Origin of the sequence: Acetobacterium paludosum, from assembly GCF_008086595.1 — a bacterium.
Taxonomy (GTDB): Bacteria; Bacillota; Clostridia; order Eubacteriales; family Eubacteriaceae; genus Acetobacterium; species Acetobacterium paludosum.
The window spans coordinates 83,959-109,495 of sequence record NZ_RXYA01000013.1 but is presented as its reverse complement, the minus strand read 5'-3'; the positions used below and the strand labels follow the sequence as shown (position 1 = coordinate 109,495).

The window sequence follows — 25,537 nt, the reverse complement described above, 5'->3', positions numbered from 1 at the left end:
AATGATAAAAAAATTCCTGGTAGTAATCATTAGAGGTTACCAAAAATTTATTTCACCATTTTTAGGAAAAAATTGTCGTTTTAGTCCAACGTGTTCAGAATATTTTATTATGGCCGTTGAAAAATACGGTGTGATAAAGGGTAGCTATTTGGGTGGAAAACGCATTCTTAGATGCCATCCGTTTAATCCCGGGGGATATGATCCCCTTCCCTAAAGAGAATTTTTAGGGAGAAATACCTTAAGGAGTTAAAGAATGGATTTTTTATACAATATTTTTGGATGGGTGCTTTTTCAAATTTTCGAAATTGTTCACAATTATGGTTGGGCAATTATAATATTTACAATATTAACGAAGATTTGTCTGCTTCCGCTAAATATTAAGCAAACCAAATCAATGAAGGATATGCAGCGTCTTCAGCCTGAATTACAAAAGTTGCAAAAAAAGTTCAAAAATAACAAAGAAAAATTAAATGAAGAGACACTGAAGTTATACAAGACATTTAAGGTTAATCCAGCCGGCGGCTGTCTACCTTTATTAATCCAGTTTCCGATTTTGATTGGTTTATATGGCACATTAAAATCGCCTGATCTTTGGGTATTTCATGGGACCATTGGCACCTTTGACATGTCTTTCTTATGGATGACGAGTCTTAGTAATACAGATCCATATTACATATTGCCAGTTTTGGCTGCCTTATTCACATTTATTACGCAAAAATTTACGATGGCTTCATCTACGGCAAATCCGGATGATCCCAATGCAAAAACCCAAAAAATTATGCTTTACGTTATGCCGATTATGATTGGCTATATGGCTATCAATATGCCGGCTGGGGTCGCTTTATATTGGGTTGTTCAGAATATGTTTACTTTTGTTCAACAATTTGCAATGATGCGTATGCCGGAACCGGATTATTCGATTGAAGAAGCGGAACGACGTGTTCGCGAAGCAGAGCAAGAGAGAAAAGCAGAAATAGCTGCAAAGCGAGCGGCGAATAATCCATATGATCAAAAGAAAGATAAAAAGAAAAGCAATCCGGATGATGAAGACAAGAAACCTTTAACACGACCAGCTTCAGGTAAAAAGATACAGCAAAAACAGGTTCAGCAACGAAAAAAACCAACGGCTGAAATACCAAAAAGAGATGAAGCTCAAGAAGAAGCCTATCAAAAAGCCAAGGAACGTTATAATAACAAGTAAAAATGAACTGAAAGCTAAGGGGAGGAAAAATGAATAAAACAGTAACGGGTACTGGTAAAACCGTAGAAGAGGCCATTAATGATGGTTTGCTACAGCTCGGAGTTACTAAGGATCAAGTTGAAACGAATATATTACAAGTGCCAGACAGTGGTTTAATGAAGATTTTTGGGAAAAAGGAGGCGATTGTTGAAGTTACACTCATCAATGATCCGGAACAACACGCCCTCGATTTTTTAAATGACGTATTTAATGCCATGAAAATTGCTTGTAAAATCCAGACACGTCTTGAAGACAAGATTTTATTCATTAACTTAGAAGGCACGGATATGGGTGTTCTTATCGGACGCCGAGGTCAAACCTTAGATTCGCTTCAATATTTAGTCAGTTTAGTTATTAACCGCAAAAATGAAGAATATGTCAGAGTGGTTCTGGATACGGAAAATTATCGTGCCAAGAGAGAAAAGACATTAGAAGATCTTGGAGAAAAGATGGCAAATAAAGCCATTTATTATCAAAAGAAAATGATCCTTGAACCGATGAATCCATCTGAAAGACGTGTGATTCATGCTAAACTTCAAAATCACGAAAAGGTTTTTACATTCAGCGAAGGCGAAGAACCATATCGACGGATTGTCATTCAGTTGAAAGATAAAAACTAAATTTTTTTAAAGGGCGTGTCACAAAATAACTTTTTAAGTTAGCCTGTGAGGCGTCCTTTTTTTAGCAACAGTGGTCTTGTCAGAGACCCTAATTTATTATATCATTATAAATCGGGAAAGAATTATTTAGTCAGGAGAAAAAAGTGGAAGTCTTATTAGTGAATGAAGGTACCATTGCTGCGGTTGCCACAGGTATGGGTGGGGCAGGAATTGGTATTATAAGAATAAGTGGAAATAAAGCCATAGAAATTGGTAATAATATTTTTATTAACCCAAAAGGAAAAACATTAGAAGCGGCAAAAAGCCATGAGTTGTTATATGGAAGAATTGTTGATCCGATCACAAATAAGGATATCGATGAGGTTTTAATTTCAAAAATGAAGACTCCCCACTCATATACGGCTGAAGATATAGTTGAAATTAATTGTCATGGGGGGATTGTCCCCATGCGAAAAATATTAAAATTGGTGATTAAATCCGGGGCGAGATTAGCAGAACCGGGAGAATTTACAAAGCGTGCATTCTTAAATGGACGAATCGATCTTACCCAGGCAGAAGCAGTAATGGATATTATTAATGCCAAAACTGAAAAAAGTTTAGAATATTCGGTGGCGCAGTTAGAAGGGCGATTATCGGAAAAACTGGAAGAATTAGATGTAATTCTTGTTGCTGTTTTATCACATATGGAAGTAAATATCGACTATCCAGAATATGATATTGAAGAAATCACCTATGAATTCATTCATGCAGAAATCACTAAATTACTTAAAAAAATCAAAGAAATATTGATTGTAGCCGAAACGGGGAAAATTTATCGGGAAGGCATTACAACAGCTATTTTAGGGGAGCCTAATGTTGGTAAGTCTTCCTTATTGAATACTTTTTTAATGGAAAATAAAGCGATTGTAACAGATGTTCCGGGAACCACTCGAGATATGATCGAAGAATATATTAATATCGAAGGAATTCCCTTTAAAATTATTGATACTGCGGGAATTCGAGAAACAGACAATGTGGTTGAAAAAATAGGGGTAGAAAAATCAAAAGCTCTTTTAAATCAAACTAATTTGGTCATTTTTATGCGCGATATATCGAAAGAAATATCCCCCGGGGAAAAAGAACTGCTCGAATTGTTGAAAAACAGAAAAACCATTTATATAGCAAATAAAACGGATACACTCAGCGAAAAAGATTGCAAAATATCAGCTCCGTGGATCCCCATGTCTTTGATTGAAGAGTCGGGCATTGAAATTCTGAAAAAGAAAATGATTGAGATGGTTTATGAAGGAACCGTTAATCAGGAAGCGGATTATCTGATTACCAATACAAGACATATACAATTACTGGAAGAAACAAAAAAAAGTCTGGAAAATGCGATTGTAACGATGAAAAGTCAAATGCCGATTGAGCTGGTTTCTATTGATATTATGGAAGCATTAGAGTCACTCCGAGGAATTACCGGAAAAGCAGTGGGAATGGATATTATTGATCAGATTTTTAAAAATTTTTGTATTGGAAAGTAGAGGAAAGAAGAATGACTTACCCAGGAGGAGACTATGATATTGTCGTAATCGGCGCGGGACATGCTGGTTCAGAAGCTGCCCTTGCCAGCGCAAGATTAGGATTAAAAACACTTCTTTTAACCATAAATTTAGATTCAGTAGCAATGATGCCTTGCAATCCATCCATCGGTGGAACCGGAAAGGGACATTTGGTGCGGGAAATTGATGCCCTTGGTGGGGAAATGGGAAAGAACATTGATGCGACAATGATTCAATGCAAAATGCTAAATACGGCAAAGGGGCCGGCAGTTCATTCATTAAGAGCTCAGGCTGATAAAAAAGCCTATCAGTTTCGAATGAAACAAGTCATTGAGAACCAGGAGAACTTACTTTTAAAACAACAGGAAGCAACAGAAATTTTGGTTGAAAATGGAAAAATCACCGGTGTGATGGTCAATACCGGTGCCGTTTACCCTTGCAAAGCCGCCATTATATGCAGCGGAACTTATTTGAAAGGGCGGATCATCATCGGAGATGTGCAGTATGACGGAGGGCCTAATGGCTTATTTCCGGCAATGCACTTATCGGATAGTCTCGAAAGAAATGGTATTGAACTTCAGCGATTTAAAACAGGAACGCCTGCCAGAGTTGATGCGAAGACCCTGGATTATTCTAAAATGACCATTCAAGAAGGAGACGAACATATTGTGCCGTTTTCATTCGAAACTGATAAAATCGAAATCAAACAAGTTCCTTGTTATTTAACCTATACTAATGAAGAAACACATCGAATTATTAATGAAAATTTAGAAAGATCACCATTATTCACAGGGGATGTTGTAGGTATTGGACCACGCTATTGTCCTTCCATTGAAACAAAAGTGATGCGGTTTCACGATAAAGACCGTCATCAGATATTTATGGAGCCTGAAGGATTAAAAACAAATGAAGTATATGTTCAAGGAATGTCATCTTGTTTGCCTGAAGATGTCCAAATTGCATTATACCGTACCGTGGCAGGAATGGAAAAGGTAGAGTTCATGCGTTCAGCATACGCCATTGAATATGATTGTATTCATCCCACCCGTTTAAAAGCTTCGCTGGAATCTAAAGAGGTAGAAGGCCTTTTTTTTGCCGGGCAAATTAATGGCACATCTGGTTACGAAGAAGCCGGCGCTCAAGGCCTGATAGCGGGAATAAATGCCGGACAATATTTACTTGGTAAACAACCTGTAATTATTGATCGTTCAGAGGGATACATTGGCGTACTTATTGATGATATTATAACAAAGGGCATTGATGAGCCTTATCGAATGATGACATCGCGTTCCGAATATCGATTATTGCTCAGGCAGGATAATGCTGATTTGAGATTGACGCCAATCGGACATCGGGTGGGTTTGATTAGTGATAAAAGATATGGTAATTTTTTAGAAAAAAAAGCAGCGATTGAAATGGAAATAAAACGGTTAGACGAAGTGCTGGTTAAAGCAAGTCCTGAAAATAATGCCATCATGAGAGAGTTAGGGAGTTCTGAAATTAGGCATGGCACATCACTCGGGGAGCTGATTAGAAGGCCGGAAATTAAATATCTTCAAACTGGAACTTTTGATTCAGAGCGGCCATCTCTGCACTGGAGTGTTGTTGAACAAGTCGAAGTTCAGATAAAATATGAAGGATATATTAAAAAGCAATTAGCCCAAGTGGAACAATTTAAGAAACTGGAAAACAAAAGAATACCAAAAGATTTTGATTTTGCGGAGACGGGGGGACTCCGTATTGAAGCAATTGAAAAGCTGCAGGAAATCAAGCCGACATCAATTGGTCAGGCATCCCGGATTTCAGGGGTATCACCAGCGGATATATCTGTTTTATTAATCGTATTAGAACAACGCAGACGAAAAATGGGGACAGAAAAGGAAGAAAGCGAAAATGAATAATCGGATACAGAAATTGATACAGTTGGGTGAACAATTCGATATTGCCATCACTGAAAAACAAGGTGATAAGCTACTGGCCTATATGGACAAATTGTTGGAGAAGAATAAACATATTAATCTAACCCGGATAACGGATGAAGATGAATTTATAAAATTGCATATTATGGATTCATTGTCATTACTTAAATTGATTAAAAATCCAAGAGCAAAAATACTGGATGTAGGCACAGGCGGCGGATTCCCGGGCATTCCATTAGCAATTGTCCTTGAAGATGCAGAGATTACCCTGATGGATTCAACAAAAAAGAAGTTGAATGTGATTAAAGAAATCGCACATGAGTTAAGCATTGATAACATAAACATACTTCACGGGCGAGCCGAAGAGCTTGGACAAGATCCGGAATTTAGAGAGACCTATGAAGTTGTAACATCAAGGGCGGTGGCAAATCTGACACTTCTTTCTGAATATTGTTTACCTTTAACAAAAGTAGGCGGACAATTTCTACCGATGAAAGGGAAAGATTATGAAGAAGAGTTAGAATCGTCAAAAAAACCGATTGAAATCCTTGGCGGGAAAATTATCGATGTAAAAAAAGGTTTGTTACTGCAAAGCGATTATGTTCATGTTATAATAAATATTGAAAAAACTAGGAAGACACCAATACAATATCCGCGAATCAATGGAAAAATAAAAAAAGATGGCTTTCCAATTTAATGGTATTAATAACAAGAAGAAATAAAGGGTAATGTGATAATATTTTCCTAAATTTCGGAGATGTTTCACGTGAAACGTATAAAAAACTAAGTGGCAAACATTGTGGTTGACGAGCTAAATGGCTAATAAAACAAAAATAAGGAGTGGAAAATGGCGAAAATCGTGGCAGTATTTAATCAAAAAGGTGGCGTTGGAAAAACAACCACCAATATTAATTTAACCACTGCCCTGAGCATGGAAGGATACCGGATCCTCGTTATTGATATCGATCCACAAGGAAATACAAGCAGTGGATTTGGCATCGAAAAAAGCAATCTTGAGAGAAGTGTATATAATGGCATCATTCATGGCGATGATTTGAAACAGATAATATTAACAACCTCTTATGAGAATCTCCATATCCTTCCATCACATCCGGATTTAGCCGGCGCAGAAATTGAATTGATAAATTTACCGCAAAGAGAGCTGCGTCTAAAAAACTGCATTGAAAATGTAAAAGCATATTACGATTATATTTTTATTGATTGCCCACCATCACTGGGGTTGTTGACGATCAATGCATTAGCGATGGCAAACAGTGTGCTGATTCCAATTCAATGTGAATTTTACGCATTGGAGGGAGTCAGTCAGCTAATGAATACGATCAGCCTGGTCAAACAAGGCTTGAACCCAAAATTAGAAATTGAAGGCGTTCTTATGACGATGTTTGACAGCCGCACAAACTTATCCAACCAAGTCGTTGATGAAGTTGTGGATTATTTTAAAGATAAGGTGTACGAAACAATGATTCCCAGAAACATCAGATTGGCTGAGGCACCAAGCTACGGTCAAACCATTTTTGAGTATGCCAACTCATCAAAAGGGGCAAAAGCATATCGTGCATTGGCTAAAGAATTCATACAAAGACAGGAGTAGCTATGGGAAAAAACACAGGGTTAGGAAAAGGTCTGAGAGCGTTGTTTCCCGAGGAAGTTATCACTTCAAGAGATGATGAGGCACTAGAGGTTGATGTTGAAAAGCTGGTTTTCTATGTAAAAACCAATAACGTCCGACCAAATCCAAATCAACCGCGCAAAAATTTTGATCGTGGAAAACTTGAAGAATTAGGCATTTCAATAAAAGAACATGGTATTATACAACCCTTAGTTGTAAAACCGGAAGCAAAAGGTTACACCATTATTGCAGGGGAAAGACGGTGGCGGGCAGCAAATATGATCGGCTTAAAAGAAGTCCCGGTGATTGTAAAAGATCTTCCGCCAGAAGAAGTTTTAGAGATCGCAATTATTGAAAATGTTCAAAGAGAAAATCTCAATAGTATTGAGGAAGCCCTTGCATTTGAAGGGTTAATGGAAAATTTCAATATGACCCAGGGGGAAATTGGCATTCGGATCGGGAAAAGTCGAACAGCGGTTGCCAATACACTCAGACTTTTAAAGCTTCCGAAGTCAATTCAAAATGAGGTAGCCAAAGGGACAATCACCCCAGGACATGCCAGAGCCATCATTATTTTAGAAGATCCAGATAAAATGGAAGCATTTTCCAATGAAATCATAGAAAAGGGTTTAAGTGTCAGAGAAGCAGAAAAGCGGATAAAGAAGATGCAAATGGAAGGTTCTGTAAAGCTGCTGCAAAAAAAGAAAGAAGATAATAGCCGATACATCACTGAAATCCAGGAAGGCTTAGAAGAAAAATACAAAACAAAAGTAAACTTGCAGAATCGCGGAAAAAAAGGAAAGATTGAGTTTTCCTATTCATCACTAGAGGAATTAGATCGTATCCTGGAGCTTTTAGGATATAAAAAGATAGAGTAGGACAAGTAAGCAAAATAAGCATTTAAATCATGAAATGGAGAAAAAATGAACCAAATCAAAAGAAAGAGACGATTGTCACCTCTAGAGGCGGCAGTTTTAGGAAACATTCTATACTTAGTAATTGTTTTGATATTCAAGGGTGTTTTCGATGTGATTAGAACAGATAATTTCAATTATTTGTTTAGCGGCGTGCAGTTATTGACAGTTGGAATTTTTTGGATTGCCTTGTTTGTTATTTGTTTTAAAAACATTGGCGCAAATGAAAAGCCGAAAACACTTAAGTACATATTTTTTAGCTTAATACCGATTGTTGTGCTGTCAGTATTACTGACAGCAGTTTCTGTATTAGCACCGGGACAAGATACTAGCAGTGTTTGGAACCAATTTGCTTTTTTGGCAGCGCCAACGATTTTTTGGTATTTGCCGTTTGGTCTTATTTATCAATTGATTGGCAGTAATATCTCAATATTCATCTTTTTTGGAATTTCGCTAATTTTCACGGTGGTGTTTCAACTGATAGGAATTGTTTTAGGCCGAATAATAGGACATAAATATTTAGAAGAAACAAAAGCGGAAAATGAAAAAGAAATTCAAGAAGATTTAAATAAAAAGAAAGAAAAGAAAAAAAACAAGAAAAAGTCGAGATTGCCGAAACGCACAAGTATTGGCATCGATGGTCTTTCAGATGAGATGATCAATGAAGGGTTTACCCCAAAAGAACCGGTAAGTATGAATATGACCGGAGTGATCATTGAAGATGCCTATCCAACTGGAAATGACAAAGAATTATATATTGATAATGACCAGGAAAGAATAATTGAACCGAAAACGCAAAAAAACGAATCAGGACTTTTTGAAAGAATAGCGTCAGTTGATGAACGAACAGCATTTTCAACAGAAATTGAAAGCATTGAACCTAAAAGAATGCCGGAAATTAAGGCAAAAGATAATGAAAAAACGGAAAAAACAACAGTGGCAAATGAATGGGATGTTACAGAGCCAATGACTTTGGAGCAAGCTGAGGAAGAAATGAGAAAACATCAGGAAAGTAATGATAAATCATTCTTGAAGGAAACTAGCGCGATTAGAATCATCAATGAGGAAGACATAGAAGAATATTATAGGAATAAAAAATGAGTTTTGCAGCATTAACATCATTAGATTTAATTTGTATCCTGATTTGTATAATTTCAGGACTGATCGGATATAAACGAGGTGCAATAAAAACCCTAATTAGTTTTGGGGGATTTATTGCATCTTTTGCAATAGCTTGGATTTTTTCCCCAATGTTAGGGAACTGGTTAATAAGCTTAGGAATATTCAATAGCCTAATACAGAAAATTAACATAGAAGCTGTTGCTCAAGCACTCATTGATGTTGGACAACAAAGTGTTCAAATAAATGACGCATCAACACAAGCGATCATCAACGGTGGACAGTCAATGCTGAATCAAAGCTTGAGTGCTATGACGGAGAGTTTAACCCACGGAATTGCACAAAGCATCAGTTTTCTAATTATTGTTTTCGCAGTATCGATTATTGTTTGGATGCTACAAATTGTTTTTAAAGGTGTTTCAAAAATCCCGATTATTGGCGGTATCAACCGATTGCTAGGGCTTTTAATAGGATTGATTTTGGCGTTTTGTTTGATAGGCGTTGTGCTTTGGGTGTGTACAGTATTAAATGTATACACTGGCGGGGCGGCAAATCTTCCTACTTATGAAGAAAGTACACTGTTTCAAATAGGTTTGCCTTGGATCATGAACTTTGTAGGAATACAATAGGAGGGTATTATGGGATACTGGATCGATAATTATCAAAAGGTCACTTCACAAATTAATGTTGGAAATCTGCTGGAAGAAATTCTGATTTCGCTTCTGGTATTGGTGGCAGCAATTGTGAGTATTAAAATAATATTTGGTATTGTCAATCGTGTTTTTGATTCATTGAAATCAGGCATTGATGTAAGGGAATCACGTCGGGTGGTAACATTAAACCATGTTACCAAAACAGTTGTTAGAGCCAGTATATGGACAGTGGCAATTCTTATTATACTAGGACAATTTATGGATGTCAGTTCGCTTTTAGCTGTAGCAGGTGTTGGAACTCTGGCCATCGGTTTTGGCGCCCAGGGAATTGTAGAAGATGTGATGAGTGGGTTTGTGATTGTTTTTGAAAATCAGTTTTGTGTCGGAGATTACATTATTATTGATGAAAATCACTATGGAATCGTTGAAGCAATTGGAATGCGAACCACAAATATCCGGGAGTTCGACGGCGGACTATTTATCATTCATAATGGAAAGATTGATCGGTTGAAAAATTATTCAAAAGGACATATTAAGGCGACTGTAAATGTCGGAATTTCTTATGAAGAGGACATCAGTAAGGTTACCGATATCCTTAATGATATCTGCAGGGAACTTTTTGAAAGTCATGAAGAATTGTTTAAAACCTGTCCGGAAGTTATTGGGGTAACCGATATGGGTCCTTTAGCTGTGAATATTCGCATCAGTTGTGATGAGGATGCAGCTTCTAAATTTAAAGCAGAAACGGTATTGCGTCAAAGAATAAAGGAAGTGTTACATGAGAAGGGGATTGAAATTCCGTATAATAAATCTTTTATTTATACCGGAGAATCAGATAAAAAAGCACAGAGGTGAAACTTGGAAAGAAAAGAATATGCATTAGGCGATCGAGTCGAAATGAAAAAAAAACATCCTTGCGGCAGCTTTCAGTGGGAAATCATTCGATTGGGTGCAGATATAAAAATCAAATGTATGGGTTGTGGTCATATCGTGATGTTACAACGGTCAAAATTTAATAAACAAATTAAAAAAGTGATAACGAATGAGGGTCAGGCAGAATAATGAAAAAATTCATTATTAGAGAATGGAATAGTGCTGGAAATTATTTTTTTAAAAATCTAAAACAAACTTATGATATTTATTTAAGTATTTTTGTAGTACTCGTTATTGTTAATGTTATGCTATTTCAAAATAACCCACAGATGACAGAAGCCTATTACAAAGAGTTAGTTACGTTGTTTCAAGGAAAAGATATTTTGGATAATACCGGATTAAGTTTATGGTTCTGGATTTTTATTAACAATCTTTGGGCCGGAGGATTGACCATTGCTGCGGGCTTTATTCCGTTTTTATTTCTTCCGAATTTTTCTCTACTGTCAAACGCTACGATTGTTGGTTTGATTGGTGCGGTTTATCAGATCAACGGAGTTGGCTGGATTCCTTTTCTGGCAGGAATTCTTCCTCATGGCGTGATTGAGATACCCGCGTTGGTTCTAAGTGTGACACTAGGCGCTCACATTTGTTATGTGCTCGTAAAAACGATAATCAAAAAAAATTTCAAGGGAGAATTAAAACAGGCAATTTTTGCCAGCCTGCGGATTTTTTTTCTTTGGATCATACCGCTTTTTATTATAGCTGCATTTATTGAAACTTTCATGACACCGATAATATTTAAAGCTTTTTCATAAAATGATAACAGTAGGAAAAGAAACTTTTTAGAAAAAAACGAGAAAAGGCTTGCAAGGATTTAATTTTATGATATAATTAAAAACTGGTATCCTTGCTTGCTGGAAAAGTGAGCCATAGTCCATGAGGAGGTGAAATGGAATGAGAGCGTATGAAACATTATTTGTTTTAAAGCCGGATCTTGAAAAAGAAACAATAGAAGAATTGATTGGTAAAGTTAAAGCTGTAATTGAAACAGCTGGAACAGTTGGAAAAGTTGATGAATGGGGCAAAAGAAAATTAGCCTATGATATTGATAAAAAGTATCAAGAAGGTTACTATGTTTTAGTAGAATTCAATGCTGAAAACTCAGTACTTGATGCATTGGATCATTTATACAAGATTACTGAATCATTTATTCGAAATATCATTATTAATAAAGAGAAATAAGGGGGCATTTCTGTGAATAAAGTAATTTTAGTAGGAAGACTAACCCGAGATCCTGATGTAAAAAACACGACAACAGGCAAAGCAGTAGCTACATTTACCTTGGCTGTAGATCGTCGTTTTAAAAACAAAGATGGTCAAAAAGAAGCAGACTTTGTACCGATAGTGGTATGGGGAAAACAAGCAGAAATTGCGGGTCAATATCTGTCTAAGGGCAGCCAAATTGGTGTGTCAGGACGACTACAGGTAAGAAGTTACGATGCACAGGACGGTCAACGACGCTATGTGACAGAAGTTGTTGCTGATGAGATTAGTTTCTTGTCATCCAGCCGTAAAGATTCAACCGGCGGAAATCCGCAAGCTTCTGCACCACGATCAGATAATAATATGTCGGTGATGGGCTTAGATGAAGATTTTCATTTAATGGCCGACGACGACGATATACCTTTCTAAGAATAGGAGGAAAATTTAATGCCAAAACCGTTTAAAAAAAGAAGAAAAGTTTGTGAGTTCTGCGAACGAAAAGTAGAACAGGTTGATTATAAAGATGTCATTACACTCAAGAAATTTATTTCTGAACGTGGCAAAATCTTACCAAGACGAGCCACTGGTACTTGTGCAAAACATCAAAGGAAAGTAACAGAAGCCATTAAACGTGCACGAAATGTTGCGCTTTTACCGTATACATCAAACAACTAAAACCGAAAAAGCTGTTCGTCCCAGGTTCACTCCTTGGATGAGCAGCTTTTTTATTTAGTGTTTAATCCTTCCAGAACACCGTTTGTATAGTGACAGGGAAACCTCTGAAAAACAAAATAAAATGTATGTTTACGCAAAGTTATGTTTATATTTCCGGCACTTTATCTTAATGGTATCTTAATACCACAGATAAAGTTATAACACTATACTGATTTTTACTATGTTATACTGAAAAATATAAAGAATTGAGTAATTACTTAACCCCGGCATTCAAGTGAACGTTGATCACGGCAAATGATGCGTCTAAACTCGTAACATAAATACCTCCAGATCATAAGATATGGGAACAATGACCATTCACTTTGATTCTGGGGTTGATTTGCGAAAGTTAAGACACCTGCAAACATAAATATTGATAAAAAGCAAGAGTGAAGCGAAAAAGCTGAACCGTGAAAGATACAAAAAAACACTCTGAGTTTTTGAGAACGTACGAATTTACAAAAGGAGGTGCATCTTATATGACTTTCAATCAAACAAATTTTGATTCCCTGGATGAGTTCCCCATACCGACGGTAAAAAGACGTGGCAGATTAAAAATATATTTCGGTTATGCAGCAGGTGTTGGCAAAACCTATACCATGCTCAATGACGCCCAAGAGGCGCTGAAAGACGGAATTGATGTGGTCGCCGGTTATATTGAGCCCCATGCTCGACCGGAAACAATGGCATGTTTAGAAGGGCTGGAGGTTTTAGCCCCCTTGGAAATATCATATAAAGGCATCACTTTAGCGGAATTTGATTTGGACAGAGCTATTCGGCGTAAGCCCCAGCTTATTTTAGTGGATGAACTGGCACATACTAATGTAGAGGGGTGCCGCCACAAAAAAAGATACCAGGATGTGGATGAGCTTCTGCAGGCAGGCATAGATGTATACACTACGATTAATGTTCAACACATCGAAAGCCTGAATGATGTTGTAGCCTCCATTACCGAAATATCCGTACGAGAGCGTATTCCGGACAGCGTATTTGACAGCGCTGATCAAATTGAATTGGTTGATATTGAACCGGATGACTTGATAGACCGATTAAACAAAGGGAATATCTACCGGGAAGAACAAGCACGAAGGGCGCTTGGAAATTTTTTTACTAAAGAAAATTTGATTGCGCTTCGCGAAATAGCTTTGCGCCGGACTGCTGATAAGGTTAACCGCACGGCTATCAACAATGAAATACAAAACTGTGACCAAGCAAAAAGCAAAACTCAATATGCCAATGAGCATATTTTAGTCTGTCTTTCATCAGCTGCTTCCAACGCAAAAGTTATCCGTACGGCAGCAAGAATAGCAGATGCTTTTCACGGCACTTTTACTGCATTATTTGTGGAAACGTCTGAAACCGAAGAATCAGACAACAAAAATATGATGAGTTTAATGGAAAACCTAAGACTAGCTGAGCAACTTGGTGCGCAAATTGCGACTGTGTATGGCGATGATATTCCCGCGCAGATTGCGGAATACGCTAGATCAAGCCGGGTGTCAAAGATTGTCATGGGACGCTCAGCACATACCAGAAAATGGTTTGTAAAATCCAATTTTGTTGATAAACTGACTGCGTACGCGCCAACTATTGACATTTATATTATTCCCGATACGCAGTCGTCTTCCTATATAAACTTTCCTAAGTTTGCAAAACCATCGGGCCTGTCGTTGGTCGACACAGCCAAATCCGTAGGTATTCTGGTAATTTGTACCTTGATCGGATTTTTGTTTACTGCTTTAAATTTTAGCATAGCAAATATAATAACAGTATATATTCTGGGTGTTCAGCTGAATGCCATAGTTACACGGGGTAGAATGTATAGCGCCGTATCGTCAGTATTAGGCGTGCTTTTATTCAACTATTTCTTTACGGAGCCCCGCTTTTCTTTTCAAGCGTTTGATCCGGGTTACCCGGTGACCTTTTTGATTATGTTGGTAGCATCTTTAATTACCAGCACGCTGACCAAGCAGGTAAAAGAGCAAGCCCGCCAATCCGCTCAAAAAGCGCATCGCACTGAGGTGCTTTTGGAAACGAGCAGAAAATTACAACAGGCGAAAAATCAATCGGATATTTTAATCGAAACGGCACATCAAATGGTAAAGTTGTTAGGCAGGACTATAATTATTTACGCTGCAAAGCAAAATACGCTATCTGAGCCGCTTGTTTTTCCAAAGGAAGATTCTGTTGATTCACAGGCGTATCTTGCAACAGATGAACGTGCAGTTGCCGAATGGGTTTATATGAATAATAAACATGCTGGTGCTACTACAAACACATTATCTACTGCTAAATGTTTATATCTTGCGGTACGTAGCGGCAATTCAGTACTTGCCGTTGCGGGAATTGTCATGGATAAAGAATCTCCTTTGGAAGCATTTGAAAAAAGCCTGATGATTGCCATGCTTAATGAATGTGCAATGGCACTTGAAAAAGAAAACTCGAATGAAGCACAAAAACAGATTTCAATTCAAATGCAGCAAGAACAACTCCGAGCAAACCTGCTTCGGGCTATCTCCCATGATTTGCGCACTCCACTTACCAGTATTTCAGGAAATGCGGGAATTCTTATGGGGAATTCCGAAGTGTTGAACAAAGCACAGAAAAAAAGTCTTTATTCGGATATTTATGATGATTCGATGTGGCTTATCAATTTGGTGGAAAATTTGCTTTCGATTACGCGAATCGACAATGGCACGTTAAATTTAAATATGCAGTCTGAACTTTTAGAGGAAGTCTTTACAGAAGCATTGCTTCATATTAATCGCAACAGTGTGGAACATAAAATTGAGACCGTATTGGATGACGAATTTCTGATGGCCAAAATGGATTCTCGGTTGATTATTCAGGTCATTATCAATATTATGGACAATGCTATCAAATATACGCCGCCCGGATCGCATATTATCATCTCTGCGAAGCGCGAAAAGCAGATGGTTCTTATAGAAATTTCTGATGACGGCCCCGGTATATCAGATAAAGCAAAATCAAAGTTGTTTGAGATGTTTTATACGGCAGACAACATTCGGGGAGATGGACGTCGTGGATTAGGCCTGGGGCTATATTTGTGTAAATCGATTATAAATGCCCTTGGCGGTACAATCGATATTAAGGATAATATCCCGCATGGTACAGTATTTTATTTTACTTTGCAGGCAGAGGAGGTAAATTATCATGAATAAACCATTGATTCTTGTAGTGGAGGACGACAAAGCGATCCGAAAACTGATTACTACAACACTGGAAACACAGCAATATCTATATCACACAGCTGAAACAGGCGGAGCTTCGATATTAGAAGCCGTTTCCAAACAGCCGGATATCATAATCCTGGACTTGGGTCTTCCAGATATGGACGGTGTGGATATCATAAAAAAAATCCGGGCATGGTCAAACACTCCCATCCTTGTGGTCAGCGCACGCAGTGAAGTCCGAGACAAAATAGATGCGCTGGATGCCGGCGCGGACGATTATCTGACGAAGCCGTTCAGCGTAGAAGAACTACTGGCAAGACTCCGGGTCAGCCTGCGAAGAGTCCGTTATGACAGTGATAAGCTGTTAAAGGATGCTTCTGTCTTTACTAATGAGAATTTGAAAATTGATTATGCAGCAGGATGTGTCTGGTTGGATGACGAGGAAGTACACTTGACTCCAATCGAATATAAGCTGTTATGTCTGTTGGCAAAGAATGTAGGTAAAGTACTGACTCATAATTATATCCTGCATGAAATCTGGGGTAATTACACCAGCGATGTTCCCGCTCTACGCGTTTTTATGGCAACTCTCAGAAAAAAAATAGAGCATACGCCCGCACAGCCAAAGTATATTCAGACACATATTGGTGTTGGCTATAGGATGCTGCAAGTCGATGATGACAGAAAATCGCTTTAATACGTTCCATACAAAACAATACATTTTTGAGAAGTCGTCCTATAATCAATTGCAGCAAATGTTACCAAAAAATCTTGGTTCACTTTAATTGTGAACCAAGATTTTTTTTGCATTTTTACTCATAAAAGTAACTGATATTGCATCTCCACTTTTATCATTTTTAATTCGGTTTTGGTCATAACTCATAAAAAAGACTATCTTTATATAGTATTAATTCACACACGAAAACCCTAACCCCGACCTAATGGCGGACGTGATAAACTAAACAAAAGTGAAATATAGGAGGATTTAAATATGGACTTTTTAATGATTGGTATTTTAGCAATTAGTTATTTGCTAATTAAGTTGTTTGCCGACTGGTGTGAGCACCAAGTTGAGAAATCGTAGAGGTGGTTATTAATTATGATAATTCTTGGAATTCTGATTATTGCGCTGGGAGCGTACTTACTATACGCGTTAGTCAATCCTGAAAAATTTTAACAGAAAAGTGGAGAAAAAACGATGTTACAAATTATTTTAATATTGGTAATCTTTATTGCCCTTATTATTCCAATGGGAAAGTACTTATATCATATTGCAGTAGACCAACATACCTTTGCTGATCCAGTTTTTAACCGAGTCGACAATGCGGTTTACCGTATATGCGGTATTGAAAAGAAAGAAATGAATTGGAAGCAGTATGCTATAGCAATGCTTGTAACCAACGTAATTATGGTTCTAGTTGGCTATTTGATCCTGAGAATTCAGGCCTTGCCGATTTTGAATCCTAATGGTATTGGTGGGATGGAGCCAAGCCTTTCATTTAATACGATTATCAGTTTTATGACGAATACGAACCTTCAGCACTACTCGGGAGAATCAGGGCTTTCATATTTGAGCCAAATGATGGTAATTATATTTATGATGTTTGCTTCTGCGGCTACCGGATTTTCCGTCGCCATGGCTTTCGTGCGCGGTCTTGCAGGAAAAACAAAGTCAATGGGCAATTTTTATGTCGATCTTATTCGGATCACAACACGTGTTTTGCTTCCGCTTTCCCTGTTGATCGGGTTGGTTCTTGTTTCTCAAGGGGTACCACAAAACTTATCTGCCAATGTCACGGTCCAAACCATAGCGGGAAAATATCAGGACATTGCAATGGGGCCGATTGCGGCGCTTGAATCAATCAAGCATATTGGGACAAACGGCGGCGGATTCCTCGGAGCTAATTCGTCGGCGCCGTTTGAGAATCCTAATGTGATTACCAATATAATCGAAATGCTTTCGATGATGTTGCTTCCGGGTTCGTGCGTGATAGCATTTGGACATATGGTACGCAACCGTAAAAAAGAAACCAAAAAAGGAAAAGAAAAAAAGGTTCTAATTGGTAGCGAGGCAAAGCCTATTTTCGCCGTGATGCTCATCATCTTAATTATGGGCGTGATTGTCTGCTTTGCAGCTGAACAAGCCGGCAATCCCATACTGAAGCAGATTGGATTAAATCAGAGCATGGGCAACATGGAAGGCAAGGAGGTCAGGTTTGGAATCGCTCAATCGGCGCTCTTTACAACGGTGACAACGGCCTTTACCACCGGCTCCATCAATAACATGCATGATACCCTTACGCCTTTAGGTGGTGTTGTTCCGCTAATGAATATGATGCTCAATGTTGTGTTTGGCGGTAAGGGCGTCGGACTGATGAACATGATTCTATATGTGATTCTTACTGTGTTCATCTGCGGGCTTATGGTCGGCCGAACGCCGGAGTACTTGTCTAAAAAAATTGAAGGAAAGGAAATGAAACTCACAGCGCTTGGGATCATCATTCATCCGTTGTTGATTCTGGCCTTTTCAGCATTGGCTATTGCTGTCCCGGCAGGTTTGGCCGGAATCAGCAATCCTGGATATCACGGACTGACGCAAGTGATATATGAATATGCATCCTCTGCAGCCAACAACGGTTCCGGTTTTGAAGGCTTGGGAGACAATACATATTTTTGGAATATCACTACCGGGTTAGTCATGTTTTTCGGACGCTATTTGTCCATCATTATCCAACTGGCTATTGCCGGCTCATTAATGATAAAACAGCCAGTTAGCGAATCTATCGGAACATTAAAGACAGATACCAGGACATTTGGCATATCACTGTTCATGGTCATTTTGATCATTGCTGCGCTGACATTTTTCCCGGCGATGGTTCTTGGCCCGATTTCGGAACATTTAACCTTGTGGAATTAAGGAGGACACTTTCATGAATAAAGGAATAAAAACAAAGTTTATTACAAAAGATATTCTAAAATCATCAATTATAGGAGCGTTTACAAAACTGAATCCTCGATACATGATGAAAAACCCAGTTATGTTTGTGGTTGAAATAGGGTTCGCGGTTACATTGCTGCTTTGTTTTTTCCCTAATATTTTTGGGGATGAAGGAAACAATTTGCGGCTGTATAATGGAATTGTCGCAGTCATCCTTTTAATTACTGTGCTTTTTGCTAATTTTGCTGAAGGGGTGGCCGAAGGCCGGGGCAAAGCACAGGCTCAAAGCTTGAAAAAAACGCAGAAAGATATGCAGTCTCGTATCTTGAGTGACGACGGCAGAGAAACCGTAATGAGCGCAAGTATGCTGAAAAAGGGAGATATCGTTTTGGTAAAGATGGGAGAGCTGATCCCCAATGACGGTGAAGTTATTGAAGGCATTGCTTCAGTAGACGAATCGGCTATTACTGGTGAATCCGCACCGGTGTTAAAGGAAAATGGAGGTGATTTTGCATCGGTCACAGGCGGAACAACAGTGGTGAGCGACTGGCTTAAAATCCGGATCACATCAAATCCGGGCGAATCTTTTCTCGATAAAATGATCGCATTGGTTGAGGGCGCATCCCGAAAGAAAACGCCAAATGAGATAGCCTTGAACACCTTACTGGTCGGCCTGACGATAATTTTTTTGATTGTCATAGTTACCCTCTATCCAATTGCTGTATACAGCGGGGTACGCTTGCAGATTTCGACTTTGATCGCTCTGACTGTTTGCTTAATCCCCACGACTATTGGTGGATTGCTCTCGGCCATAGGCATTGCCGGTATGGACCGTGTTACACGTTTTAACGTCATTGCCTTGTCTGGAAAGGCTGTGGAAGTTTGTGGCGATGTGGATACTATGATTCTTGATAAGACTGGTACAATTACTTACGGAAATCGTATGGCAGCTAAATTTATACCAGTAGGAAATGCGAGCGAACAGGAGCTGATTCGTTACGCCGTCATCAGTTCTCTAAAAGACGATACTCCGGAAGGAAAATCGGTAGTAGAACTTGGAGAGCATCTTAGCGGGTTACATCAGGAGATAAACCCCGGTATGGAATTCATGGAGTTTACTGCGCAGACGCGCATGAGCGGCGTCGATCTTTCAGATGGGACAAGAATACGGAAAGGCGCTTCTGATGCTATCCAAAAATATGTGCAGGAGTTGGGCGGTTTCATTCCAAAGGATTTGGAGGCGCAGGTCAACGAGGTTGCCAAGCTGGGTGGTACGCCACTAACCGTCTGCGTCGGAAATCGGATTTTAGGCGTCATTTATCTGAAGGACACCATAAAATCGGGGCTTGTGGAGCGTTTTGCAAGATTGCGTGCTATTGGCATCAAAACCATCATGTGTACTGGTGACAACCCGCTGACGGCAGCTACCATTGCCCAAGAGGCGGGTGTGGACAGCTTCATTGCGGAATGCAAGCCGGAGGATAAGATTGCGTTGATCAAGGCCGAACAATCCGAAGGTAAGATTGTCGCAATGACGGGAGATGGTACAAACGACGCGCCAGCACTCGCACAGGCGAATGTTGGTATTGCGATGAACAGCGGAACCTCAGCCGCAAAGGAAGCGGCAAACATGGTCGATCTGGATTCCGATCCGACAAAGATTTTAGATGTTGTGGAAATTGGGAAACAGCTTTTGATTACACGCGGTTCTTTGACAACCTTCAGTATTGCCAATGACGTTGCCAAGTATTTTGCGATTATTCCGGCTATGTTTATGGCAGTCATTCCGCAAATGAAGGTATTGAACATCATGGGATTGTCCACCTCATATAGTGCAATACTCTCCGCTTTGATTTTTAATGCCATTATTATCCCATGCCTGATTCCACTTGCTATGAAAGGTGTTAAGTATAAGCCGCAACGCTCAGAGAATATGTTGTCTCACAATATGCTTATCTATGGACTCGGTGGTATCATTGCTCCATTTATAGGTATCAAGGTGATTGATTTAATCATTTCCCCACTGCTGGCGCTTTTGGGGCTATAGAGGGAGATCATATGGATTTGAAGGAGGTCATTTTATGGATGTCTTTTTAGAAAATGTCGGAATGTTGGCAATTGCCTTCGTAATTATTTACGGTTATAAGAAAATACTGGAATACTATGAGTTTAAACGTTCAGGCTTCTATGAGAATGAGATGGTTTATCAGGCAGCGGATGAATTTGTCCTTGGAGCAGCTTCCGACGAAGTTAAAGATCTTTTGATAAGTTGCTTTGATTTTGATAGGGAAGACGTTGATGAAATTCTGTCACGGTCACTTCCTCATAGGACTGATAAAGATGGAGGCTACCAGGCATTTATTACGTCCGTGAACAAGGTATTGGGCATAGATGTTTACAGCGAGTGTCACACCCATTAGATTTGGTGACAGGCTACATCCTTATTGGATATGCAGTGATTGATTTCACAACTATTTCGCTGTTACGCTTTTTGAATTAAAATTTTGAATTAAAATAGGAGGTTATCAAAATGAGTATATTTTTGAAAGAAATAAAAAAGCCGCTTTTAGTAACATTGACTCTGCTTTTGATATGCGGCCTGGCTTACCCAATGCTGCTTACAGGTGCCAGCCAAGTGTTCTTTCCGAAGCAGGCTAATGGTAGTTTGGTTACTGTTGACGGCAATGCGGTCGGCTCTGAACTTGTTGGTCAGGATTTTACTGATACGCGTTTTATGAAGTGTCGCCCATCTGCGGTAAACTACAATACCTATACGCAGGAGGATAAGGATAACGGTGATTATACCGGAATTGCTTCAGGATCAAAGAATTACGCATCAACCAATCCAGAACTGTCCAACCGTGTTCAGGATGACATCAGTGAATTTTTAAAATCAAATCCTTCTGTTAAAGCAGAGGATATCCCTACCGATTTATTGACAGCGTCCGGTTCCGGTCTTGACCCACACATCAGTCCAGAATCGGCTGCCATCCAAATTTCAGCGTTAGCCGAAGCAACCGGTTTATCGCAGGATAGACTGAAGGAAATCGTAAGGGAGAATACACAAGGAAAGGTTCTTGGTATATTCGGGGAGGAAACTGTTAATGTGTTGATGGTTAATTTGCAAATTGCTAAAGATCTAAATCTGGTGAAATAGGCGCAGGTTAACAATCCGGTGTTGTCATAACACCTTCATTTAGATATGGAATTGGCATTAGAGGGTTGTTTTTTCCCAGGCTCAGCTGGAATCATGCTGAGCCAAGTAGAACAGGTTGATGATAGAGAAGCCATTAAACGGGCGCGAAATGCTGCGCTTTTACCGTATACATCAAATAACTAAAACCGGAAAAGCTGTTCGTCCCAGGTTCGCACCTGGGATGAGCAGCTTTTTTTATTTATGCTGAATCAGAGAGAAAATAATGATCATTGAGCGTGGGAAAAAATAATAGGCATTTTATTTTATTGTGATATAATGTATCAGTTAGTTTAGGTGCATAATTTGAGTGCATCTGGGAGAATTATAGACTTGTCAAGTTGGAGGATTAATGAAAACTCGAGGAATCACAGAAGGGGCACTATTTTGTGCACTAGCAGTAATACTTACTTTGATTTGCTATTACATTCCTTTTTTAGTCATATTAGTATTTTTTATCCCTGTTCCCATGGTCGTTCTGGGAAAACGACAGGGACTTAAGGTGAGCATTATTTCAAGTTTGGCAGCAACCATTTTAATTTTTTTGTTTATGGATCCCATTGTCGCACTGTCATTTGGAGCGCTGATGTTTTTTGTGGGATGCAGTTTAGGGTTTGCCTATTACAAGGACATTTCCCCTGTACAAAAAGTGATTGTAGGTGCCGTTGGTTTTGGAATCCTCTTAATCGCAGTGGTTTTAGGCTACCAATTCATTATGGGTGTGAATTTTACAAATTACATATTCCAAATGATGGAAACCAGCACCAAAGAAGTGATGAACATTTATGAAACATCAAACATGATCGATGCCAGCCAATTGACAACATTAAAAGATATGATGGACGCCAGAATGCAAACACTGAAACTGGTATTGCCGAGTACATTATTATTGTTGCCGGTTCTATTCTCTACGGTTAATATTGTCGTTTGTGATTTTATTTTAAAACGGATTGGTTATCCGGTGCAAGGATTTAAACCCTTGTCTCAGTGGAAAATACCAGCATCACTTAAGTACTTTCTGGCAATTTTCATTGTCGGAGATTTCATCATCAGTGTTTTTCAAATAACAGCAATACCGGATATCTATATTTACACGTTCATTGTTTTCATTGACCTGATTTTCCTAGTGATGGGAATTTCATTTATTTTCGATTTTATGGAATATAAAAAAGTTAATAATAAAGGTTTGAAGATTTTAGTTGTTTTTGTGGCCTTGCTCCTTCAATCCATTGTAACACTATTAGGCGTTGCGGATGTTTACCTGGGGCTTCGCATGATTTTTCGAAGGGAGACCCAAAAAAAATGAAAGAAACAAAGAAAGAAATCGTTTGGTTGGCCATCGTTATTGTGCTAATTTTATCCATCGTTCTTAGTTTTTACAACATATATTTTGGAATCATTGGTGGCATAGCTTTTGCAGTACTGATTATTTATTACACAAAAAATACCTCCTTTGATGAAATAAAAATTGACAAGGCTATCGAGGAAATATACAGTGACCTGGATCAAATAAATCAGGAACGTATGTATGAAATGCCGATAGCGATGGTTATTGTTGATAGCGAAGGCATCATTTATTGGTATAATCAAGCATTTGGAAAAGCCTTTAAAAATGAGAAGGAAGGTCTTTTTAAAAAAAATATTGTTGATGAATTGGGTATTAGTTTGCTAGACGCAAAAAAACAGGAGGATTTCACATTCCATTATGGAGAAAGTGACTATGGCGTTGTAACGAATGCTTTTTCAGACAGCGTTCATAGCTTTGAATTACTTCATTTTTTTGATATAACAGAGCAAAGCAGAGAGAGACAGCTTTACCGGAAAAATTCGCCATTGTTTTGCTATATTGTCAATGATAATTATGATGAGATCATTGAAAAAATTCCCAGCCACAAACGTTCTGCAATATTAGGAAAAGTAGATCTCAAACTCAATGAATGGGCGAAACAATTGGGAAGTGTCATTATTGAATACGAAAGTGATCGCTATTTAATGATTTTTGAACGTGGAAAAATCTGTTCTTTGGAAAAAGAGAACTTTAAAATACTGGATGCAGTCCGAGAAATCGAAAATGATGAAAAAATACCGATTACCTTAAGTATTGGCATTGGCATTCCTGAAAATATCATGGGAATTGTAGAATCTCAGGAATTGTCACATTCAGCTTTGGATATTGCTTTAGCTCGAGGGGGAGATCAGGCAGTCGTTAGACGGGATGAAAAAATGTCCTTTTATGGAGGAAAAACCGAAGCCACTGAAAAAAGAACCAAGGTAAAAGCCAGGGTTAAGGCATATGGTTTAAAAGAATTAATTAAAGAGGCTGACCATGTGCTGTTAATGGGGCACCAGAATCCCGACATGGATTGTTTAGGCAGTGCGGTGGGTTTGCTGGGAGCCTGTAAAGCCTTGGGAAAAGATGGAAAAATAGTTGTCAAGGAAATCAATTATTCAATTAAGTCTCTTTTTGATTATCTTTTAGAAAATGAGGCCTATCAGGAAGCTTTTATTACACCAAAAGAAGCTGAAAGCTATGGGACGAAAAATACGTTATTAATTGTTTTAGATACCCAAAACGTTAATTATTTAGAAATGCCTGGATTAATCGATCAAATAACAAAAATTGTTGTGATTGACCACCATCGACGATCAGGAAAAGCCATTAGTAATACGTTGTTAAATTACACCGAAGCCTACGCCTCTTCAACTTGTGAATTGGTGACGGAACTGCTTCAGTATTTTGGCGAAAAGAGTCAATTGAATCAGATTGAGGCAAATGCTCTGATGGCGGGAATTTGTATGGACACCAAGATGTTTACCCTTAAGACCGGCGTTAGGACTTTCGAAGCCGCATCCTATTTAAGAAGAAAGGGTGCCGATACCATTGTCAGTAAAATCCTTTTACAGGATGATTTAAACACCTATACGGCGAAATCGGATGCAGTAAAGAATGCAAAAATATATTTTGACAACATTGCCATATCGACTTTTGAGAACAACTCAGATTATGGAAAGGTCATCGCTGCCCAGGCTGCCGATGAACTCTTAAACATTAAGGGAATTGTGGCTTCTTTTATTATCCTAAAAAATGATGAGGGACTTGCCATCAGCGCCCGATCTATGGGCGATGTCAATGTTCAAATTATTCTAGAAAAATTAGGCGGCGGCGGACACTTAGCGATTGCCGGGGCACAATTTCCAGGAGAAAAAGACCTTGAAGTTGGGATAGACTTGCTACTAACAGCAATAAAAAAATACAAGAAGGAGAATGAATCATGAAAGTTGTTTTATTAGAGAATGTTAAAAATATTGGAAATAAGGGAGACGTTGTAGAAGTAAAGGATGGTTATGGCAGAAATTTCCTGATAAAAACCAAAAAAGGCGTCATTGGAAACAAAGAAAACATTGCGCTGGCAGAAAAAGAAAAAATAGCAGAAATTAAGCGAATAGAAGAAGAGCGGCAGGAAGCCATTGCCTTGGCCAAAAAAATTGATGAAACGGAAATAACAATTACCGAGCGTGCCGGTGAAGATGGTAAACTTTTTGGCTCAGTGACCAGTAAAGATATTACGGAAATATTGGAAAAAGAAAAAGGAATAAAAGTGGATAAGCGGAAGGTTGAACTCGAAATGCCGATTCGCAATGTGGGACGCATTGAAGTTAAAATCAAGACTTATCAGGGGATCATCGGTAATTTGACAGTTGTTGTAAAAGGCGAAGCCTAGGAGC

General features: G+C 38.7%; 26 protein-coding genes. All 26 read left to right on the top strand.

Features of this window, described 5'->3' with window-relative positions:
• Position 1 precedes the first annotated feature (1 nt).
• The 26 genes from yidD to rplI all read left to right on the top strand — a co-directional run bounded on the left by yidD (position 2) and on the right by rplI (position 25,533).
• Positions 2 to 214 carry a membrane protein insertion efficiency factor YidD gene (yidD, locus tag FZC41_RS13490; protein ID WP_205737081.1) on the top strand — a complete coding sequence of 71 codons (213 nt, stop codon included), beginning with the start codon at positions 2 to 4 and terminating at the stop codon, positions 212 to 214.
• A 39-nt stretch (positions 215 to 253) separates the two neighbouring features.
• Positions 254 to 1,201, top strand: coding sequence for a YidC/Oxa1 family membrane protein insertase (locus FZC41_RS13485; RefSeq protein ID WP_148567957.1), 948 nt, complete (start codon positions 254 to 256; stop codon positions 1,199 to 1,201).
• A 29-nt stretch (positions 1,202 to 1,230) separates the two neighbouring features.
• Complete coding sequence (gene jag / locus FZC41_RS13480) at positions 1,231 to 1,860, top strand: RNA-binding cell elongation regulator Jag/EloR (RefSeq protein ID WP_148567956.1); 630 nt, start codon at positions 1,231 to 1,233, stop codon at positions 1,858 to 1,860.
• A 143-nt stretch (positions 1,861 to 2,003) separates the two neighbouring features.
• Positions 2,004 to 3,383: a tRNA uridine-5-carboxymethylaminomethyl(34) synthesis GTPase MnmE gene (gene mnmE / locus FZC41_RS13475; protein WP_148567955.1), complete on the top strand. Its 1,380-nt coding sequence runs from the start codon at positions 2,004 to 2,006 to the stop codon at positions 3,381 to 3,383.
• An 11-nt stretch (positions 3,384 to 3,394) separates the two neighbouring features.
• Positions 3,395 to 5,302, top strand: coding sequence for a tRNA uridine-5-carboxymethylaminomethyl(34) synthesis enzyme MnmG (gene mnmG / locus FZC41_RS13470; RefSeq protein WP_148567954.1), 1,908 nt, complete (start codon positions 3,395 to 3,397; stop codon positions 5,300 to 5,302).
• On the top strand, positions 5,295 to 6,017 hold the full coding sequence (rsmG, locus tag FZC41_RS13465) for a 16S rRNA (guanine(527)-N(7))-methyltransferase RsmG (protein WP_148567953.1): 723 nt from the start codon (positions 5,295 to 5,297) through the stop codon (positions 6,015 to 6,017). The genes mnmG and rsmG overlap by 8 nt, the downstream gene beginning before the upstream one ends.
• A gap of 150 nt (positions 6,018 to 6,167) precedes the next feature.
• Positions 6,168 to 6,932 carry a ParA family protein gene (locus tag FZC41_RS13460; RefSeq protein WP_148567952.1) on the top strand — a complete coding sequence of 255 codons (765 nt, stop codon included), beginning with the start codon at positions 6,168 to 6,170 and terminating at the stop codon, positions 6,930 to 6,932.
• Positions 6,933 to 6,934: 2 nt separating this feature from the next.
• The gene (locus FZC41_RS13455) at positions 6,935 to 7,828 is read left to right on the top strand and encodes a ParB/RepB/Spo0J family partition protein (protein ID WP_148567951.1); all 894 of its coding nucleotides are present in this window, start codon (positions 6,935 to 6,937) and stop codon (positions 7,826 to 7,828) included.
• Positions 7,829 to 7,873: 45 nt separating this feature from the next.
• Entirely contained in the window at positions 7,874 to 8,965 is a 1,092-nt protein-coding gene (locus tag FZC41_RS13450) for a CPBP family intramembrane metalloprotease (RefSeq protein ID WP_148567950.1), read from the top strand.
• Positions 8,962 to 9,612, top strand: coding sequence for a CvpA family protein (locus FZC41_RS13445; protein ID WP_148567949.1), 651 nt, complete (start codon positions 8,962 to 8,964; stop codon positions 9,610 to 9,612). Before FZC41_RS13450 ends, FZC41_RS13445 begins: the two co-directional genes overlap by 4 nt.
• Before the next feature lie 9 nt (positions 9,613 to 9,621).
• Positions 9,622 to 10,491, top strand: a complete 870-nt coding sequence (locus FZC41_RS13440) for a mechanosensitive ion channel family protein (protein WP_148567948.1) — start codon at positions 9,622 to 9,624, stop codon at positions 10,489 to 10,491.
• 3 nt (positions 10,492 to 10,494) lie between these two features.
• On the top strand, positions 10,495 to 10,698 hold the full coding sequence (locus FZC41_RS13435; RefSeq protein WP_148567947.1) for a DUF951 domain-containing protein: 204 nt from the start codon (positions 10,495 to 10,497) through the stop codon (positions 10,696 to 10,698).
• On the top strand, positions 10,698 to 11,324 hold the full coding sequence (locus FZC41_RS13430; protein ID WP_148567946.1) for a stage II sporulation protein M: 627 nt from the start codon (positions 10,698 to 10,700) through the stop codon (positions 11,322 to 11,324). The genes FZC41_RS13435 and FZC41_RS13430 overlap by 1 nt, the downstream gene beginning before the upstream one ends.
• 139 nt (positions 11,325 to 11,463) lie before the next feature.
• Entirely contained in the window at positions 11,464 to 11,751 is a 288-nt protein-coding gene (rpsF, locus tag FZC41_RS13425) for a 30S ribosomal protein S6 (RefSeq protein ID WP_148567945.1), read from the top strand.
• A 12-nt stretch (positions 11,752 to 11,763) separates the two neighbouring features.
• Positions 11,764 to 12,201 carry a single-stranded DNA-binding protein gene (locus FZC41_RS13420; RefSeq protein WP_148567944.1) on the top strand — a complete coding sequence of 146 codons (438 nt, stop codon included), beginning with the start codon at positions 11,764 to 11,766 and terminating at the stop codon, positions 12,199 to 12,201.
• 18 nt (positions 12,202 to 12,219) lie between these two features.
• Positions 12,220 to 12,447: a 30S ribosomal protein S18 gene (gene rpsR, locus FZC41_RS13415; RefSeq protein ID WP_148567943.1), complete on the top strand. Its 228-nt coding sequence runs from the start codon at positions 12,220 to 12,222 to the stop codon at positions 12,445 to 12,447.
• A gap of 518 nt (positions 12,448 to 12,965) precedes the next feature.
• Positions 12,966 to 15,668, top strand: coding sequence for a sensor histidine kinase (locus tag FZC41_RS13410; RefSeq protein ID WP_148567942.1), 2,703 nt, complete (start codon positions 12,966 to 12,968; stop codon positions 15,666 to 15,668).
• Positions 15,661 to 16,377, top strand: a complete 717-nt coding sequence (locus tag FZC41_RS13405) for a response regulator (RefSeq protein ID WP_148567941.1) — start codon at positions 15,661 to 15,663, stop codon at positions 16,375 to 16,377. Before FZC41_RS13410 ends, FZC41_RS13405 begins: the two co-directional genes overlap by 8 nt.
• A 402-nt stretch (positions 16,378 to 16,779) precedes the next feature.
• Positions 16,780 to 16,857 carry a K(+)-transporting ATPase subunit F gene (kdpF, locus tag FZC41_RS17925; RefSeq protein ID WP_205737082.1) on the top strand — a complete coding sequence of 26 codons (78 nt, stop codon included), beginning with the start codon at positions 16,780 to 16,782 and terminating at the stop codon, positions 16,855 to 16,857.
• Between the two features lie 21 nt (positions 16,858 to 16,878).
• A complete protein-coding gene (gene kdpA / locus FZC41_RS13395) occupies positions 16,879 to 18,597 on the top strand; it encodes a potassium-transporting ATPase subunit KdpA (RefSeq protein ID WP_148567940.1) in 1,719 nt (572 codons plus the stop codon).
• A 13-nt stretch (positions 18,598 to 18,610) separates the two neighbouring features.
• Positions 18,611 to 20,665 carry a potassium-transporting ATPase subunit KdpB gene (kdpB, locus tag FZC41_RS13390; protein WP_148567939.1) on the top strand — a complete coding sequence of 685 codons (2,055 nt, stop codon included), beginning with the start codon at positions 18,611 to 18,613 and terminating at the stop codon, positions 20,663 to 20,665.
• Between the two features lie 34 nt (positions 20,666 to 20,699).
• The gene (locus tag FZC41_RS13385) at positions 20,700 to 21,038 is read left to right on the top strand and encodes a hypothetical protein (protein WP_148567938.1); all 339 of its coding nucleotides are present in this window, start codon (positions 20,700 to 20,702) and stop codon (positions 21,036 to 21,038) included.
• 110 nt (positions 21,039 to 21,148) lie between these two features.
• A complete protein-coding gene (locus FZC41_RS13380; RefSeq protein WP_148567937.1) occupies positions 21,149 to 21,775 on the top strand; it encodes a K(+)-transporting ATPase subunit C in 627 nt (208 codons plus the stop codon).
• A gap of 388 nt (positions 21,776 to 22,163) precedes the next feature.
• On the top strand, positions 22,164 to 23,117 hold the full coding sequence (locus FZC41_RS13375) for a YybS family protein (protein WP_148567936.1): 954 nt from the start codon (positions 22,164 to 22,166) through the stop codon (positions 23,115 to 23,117).
• Complete coding sequence (locus FZC41_RS13370; protein WP_148567935.1) at positions 23,114 to 25,087, top strand: DHH family phosphoesterase; 1,974 nt, start codon at positions 23,114 to 23,116, stop codon at positions 25,085 to 25,087. Before FZC41_RS13375 ends, FZC41_RS13370 begins: the two co-directional genes overlap by 4 nt.
• Positions 25,084 to 25,533, top strand: a complete 450-nt coding sequence (gene rplI, locus FZC41_RS13365; RefSeq protein WP_148567934.1) for a 50S ribosomal protein L9 — start codon at positions 25,084 to 25,086, stop codon at positions 25,531 to 25,533. The genes FZC41_RS13370 and rplI overlap by 4 nt, the downstream gene beginning before the upstream one ends.
• Positions 25,534 to 25,537: the final 4 nt, after the last annotated feature.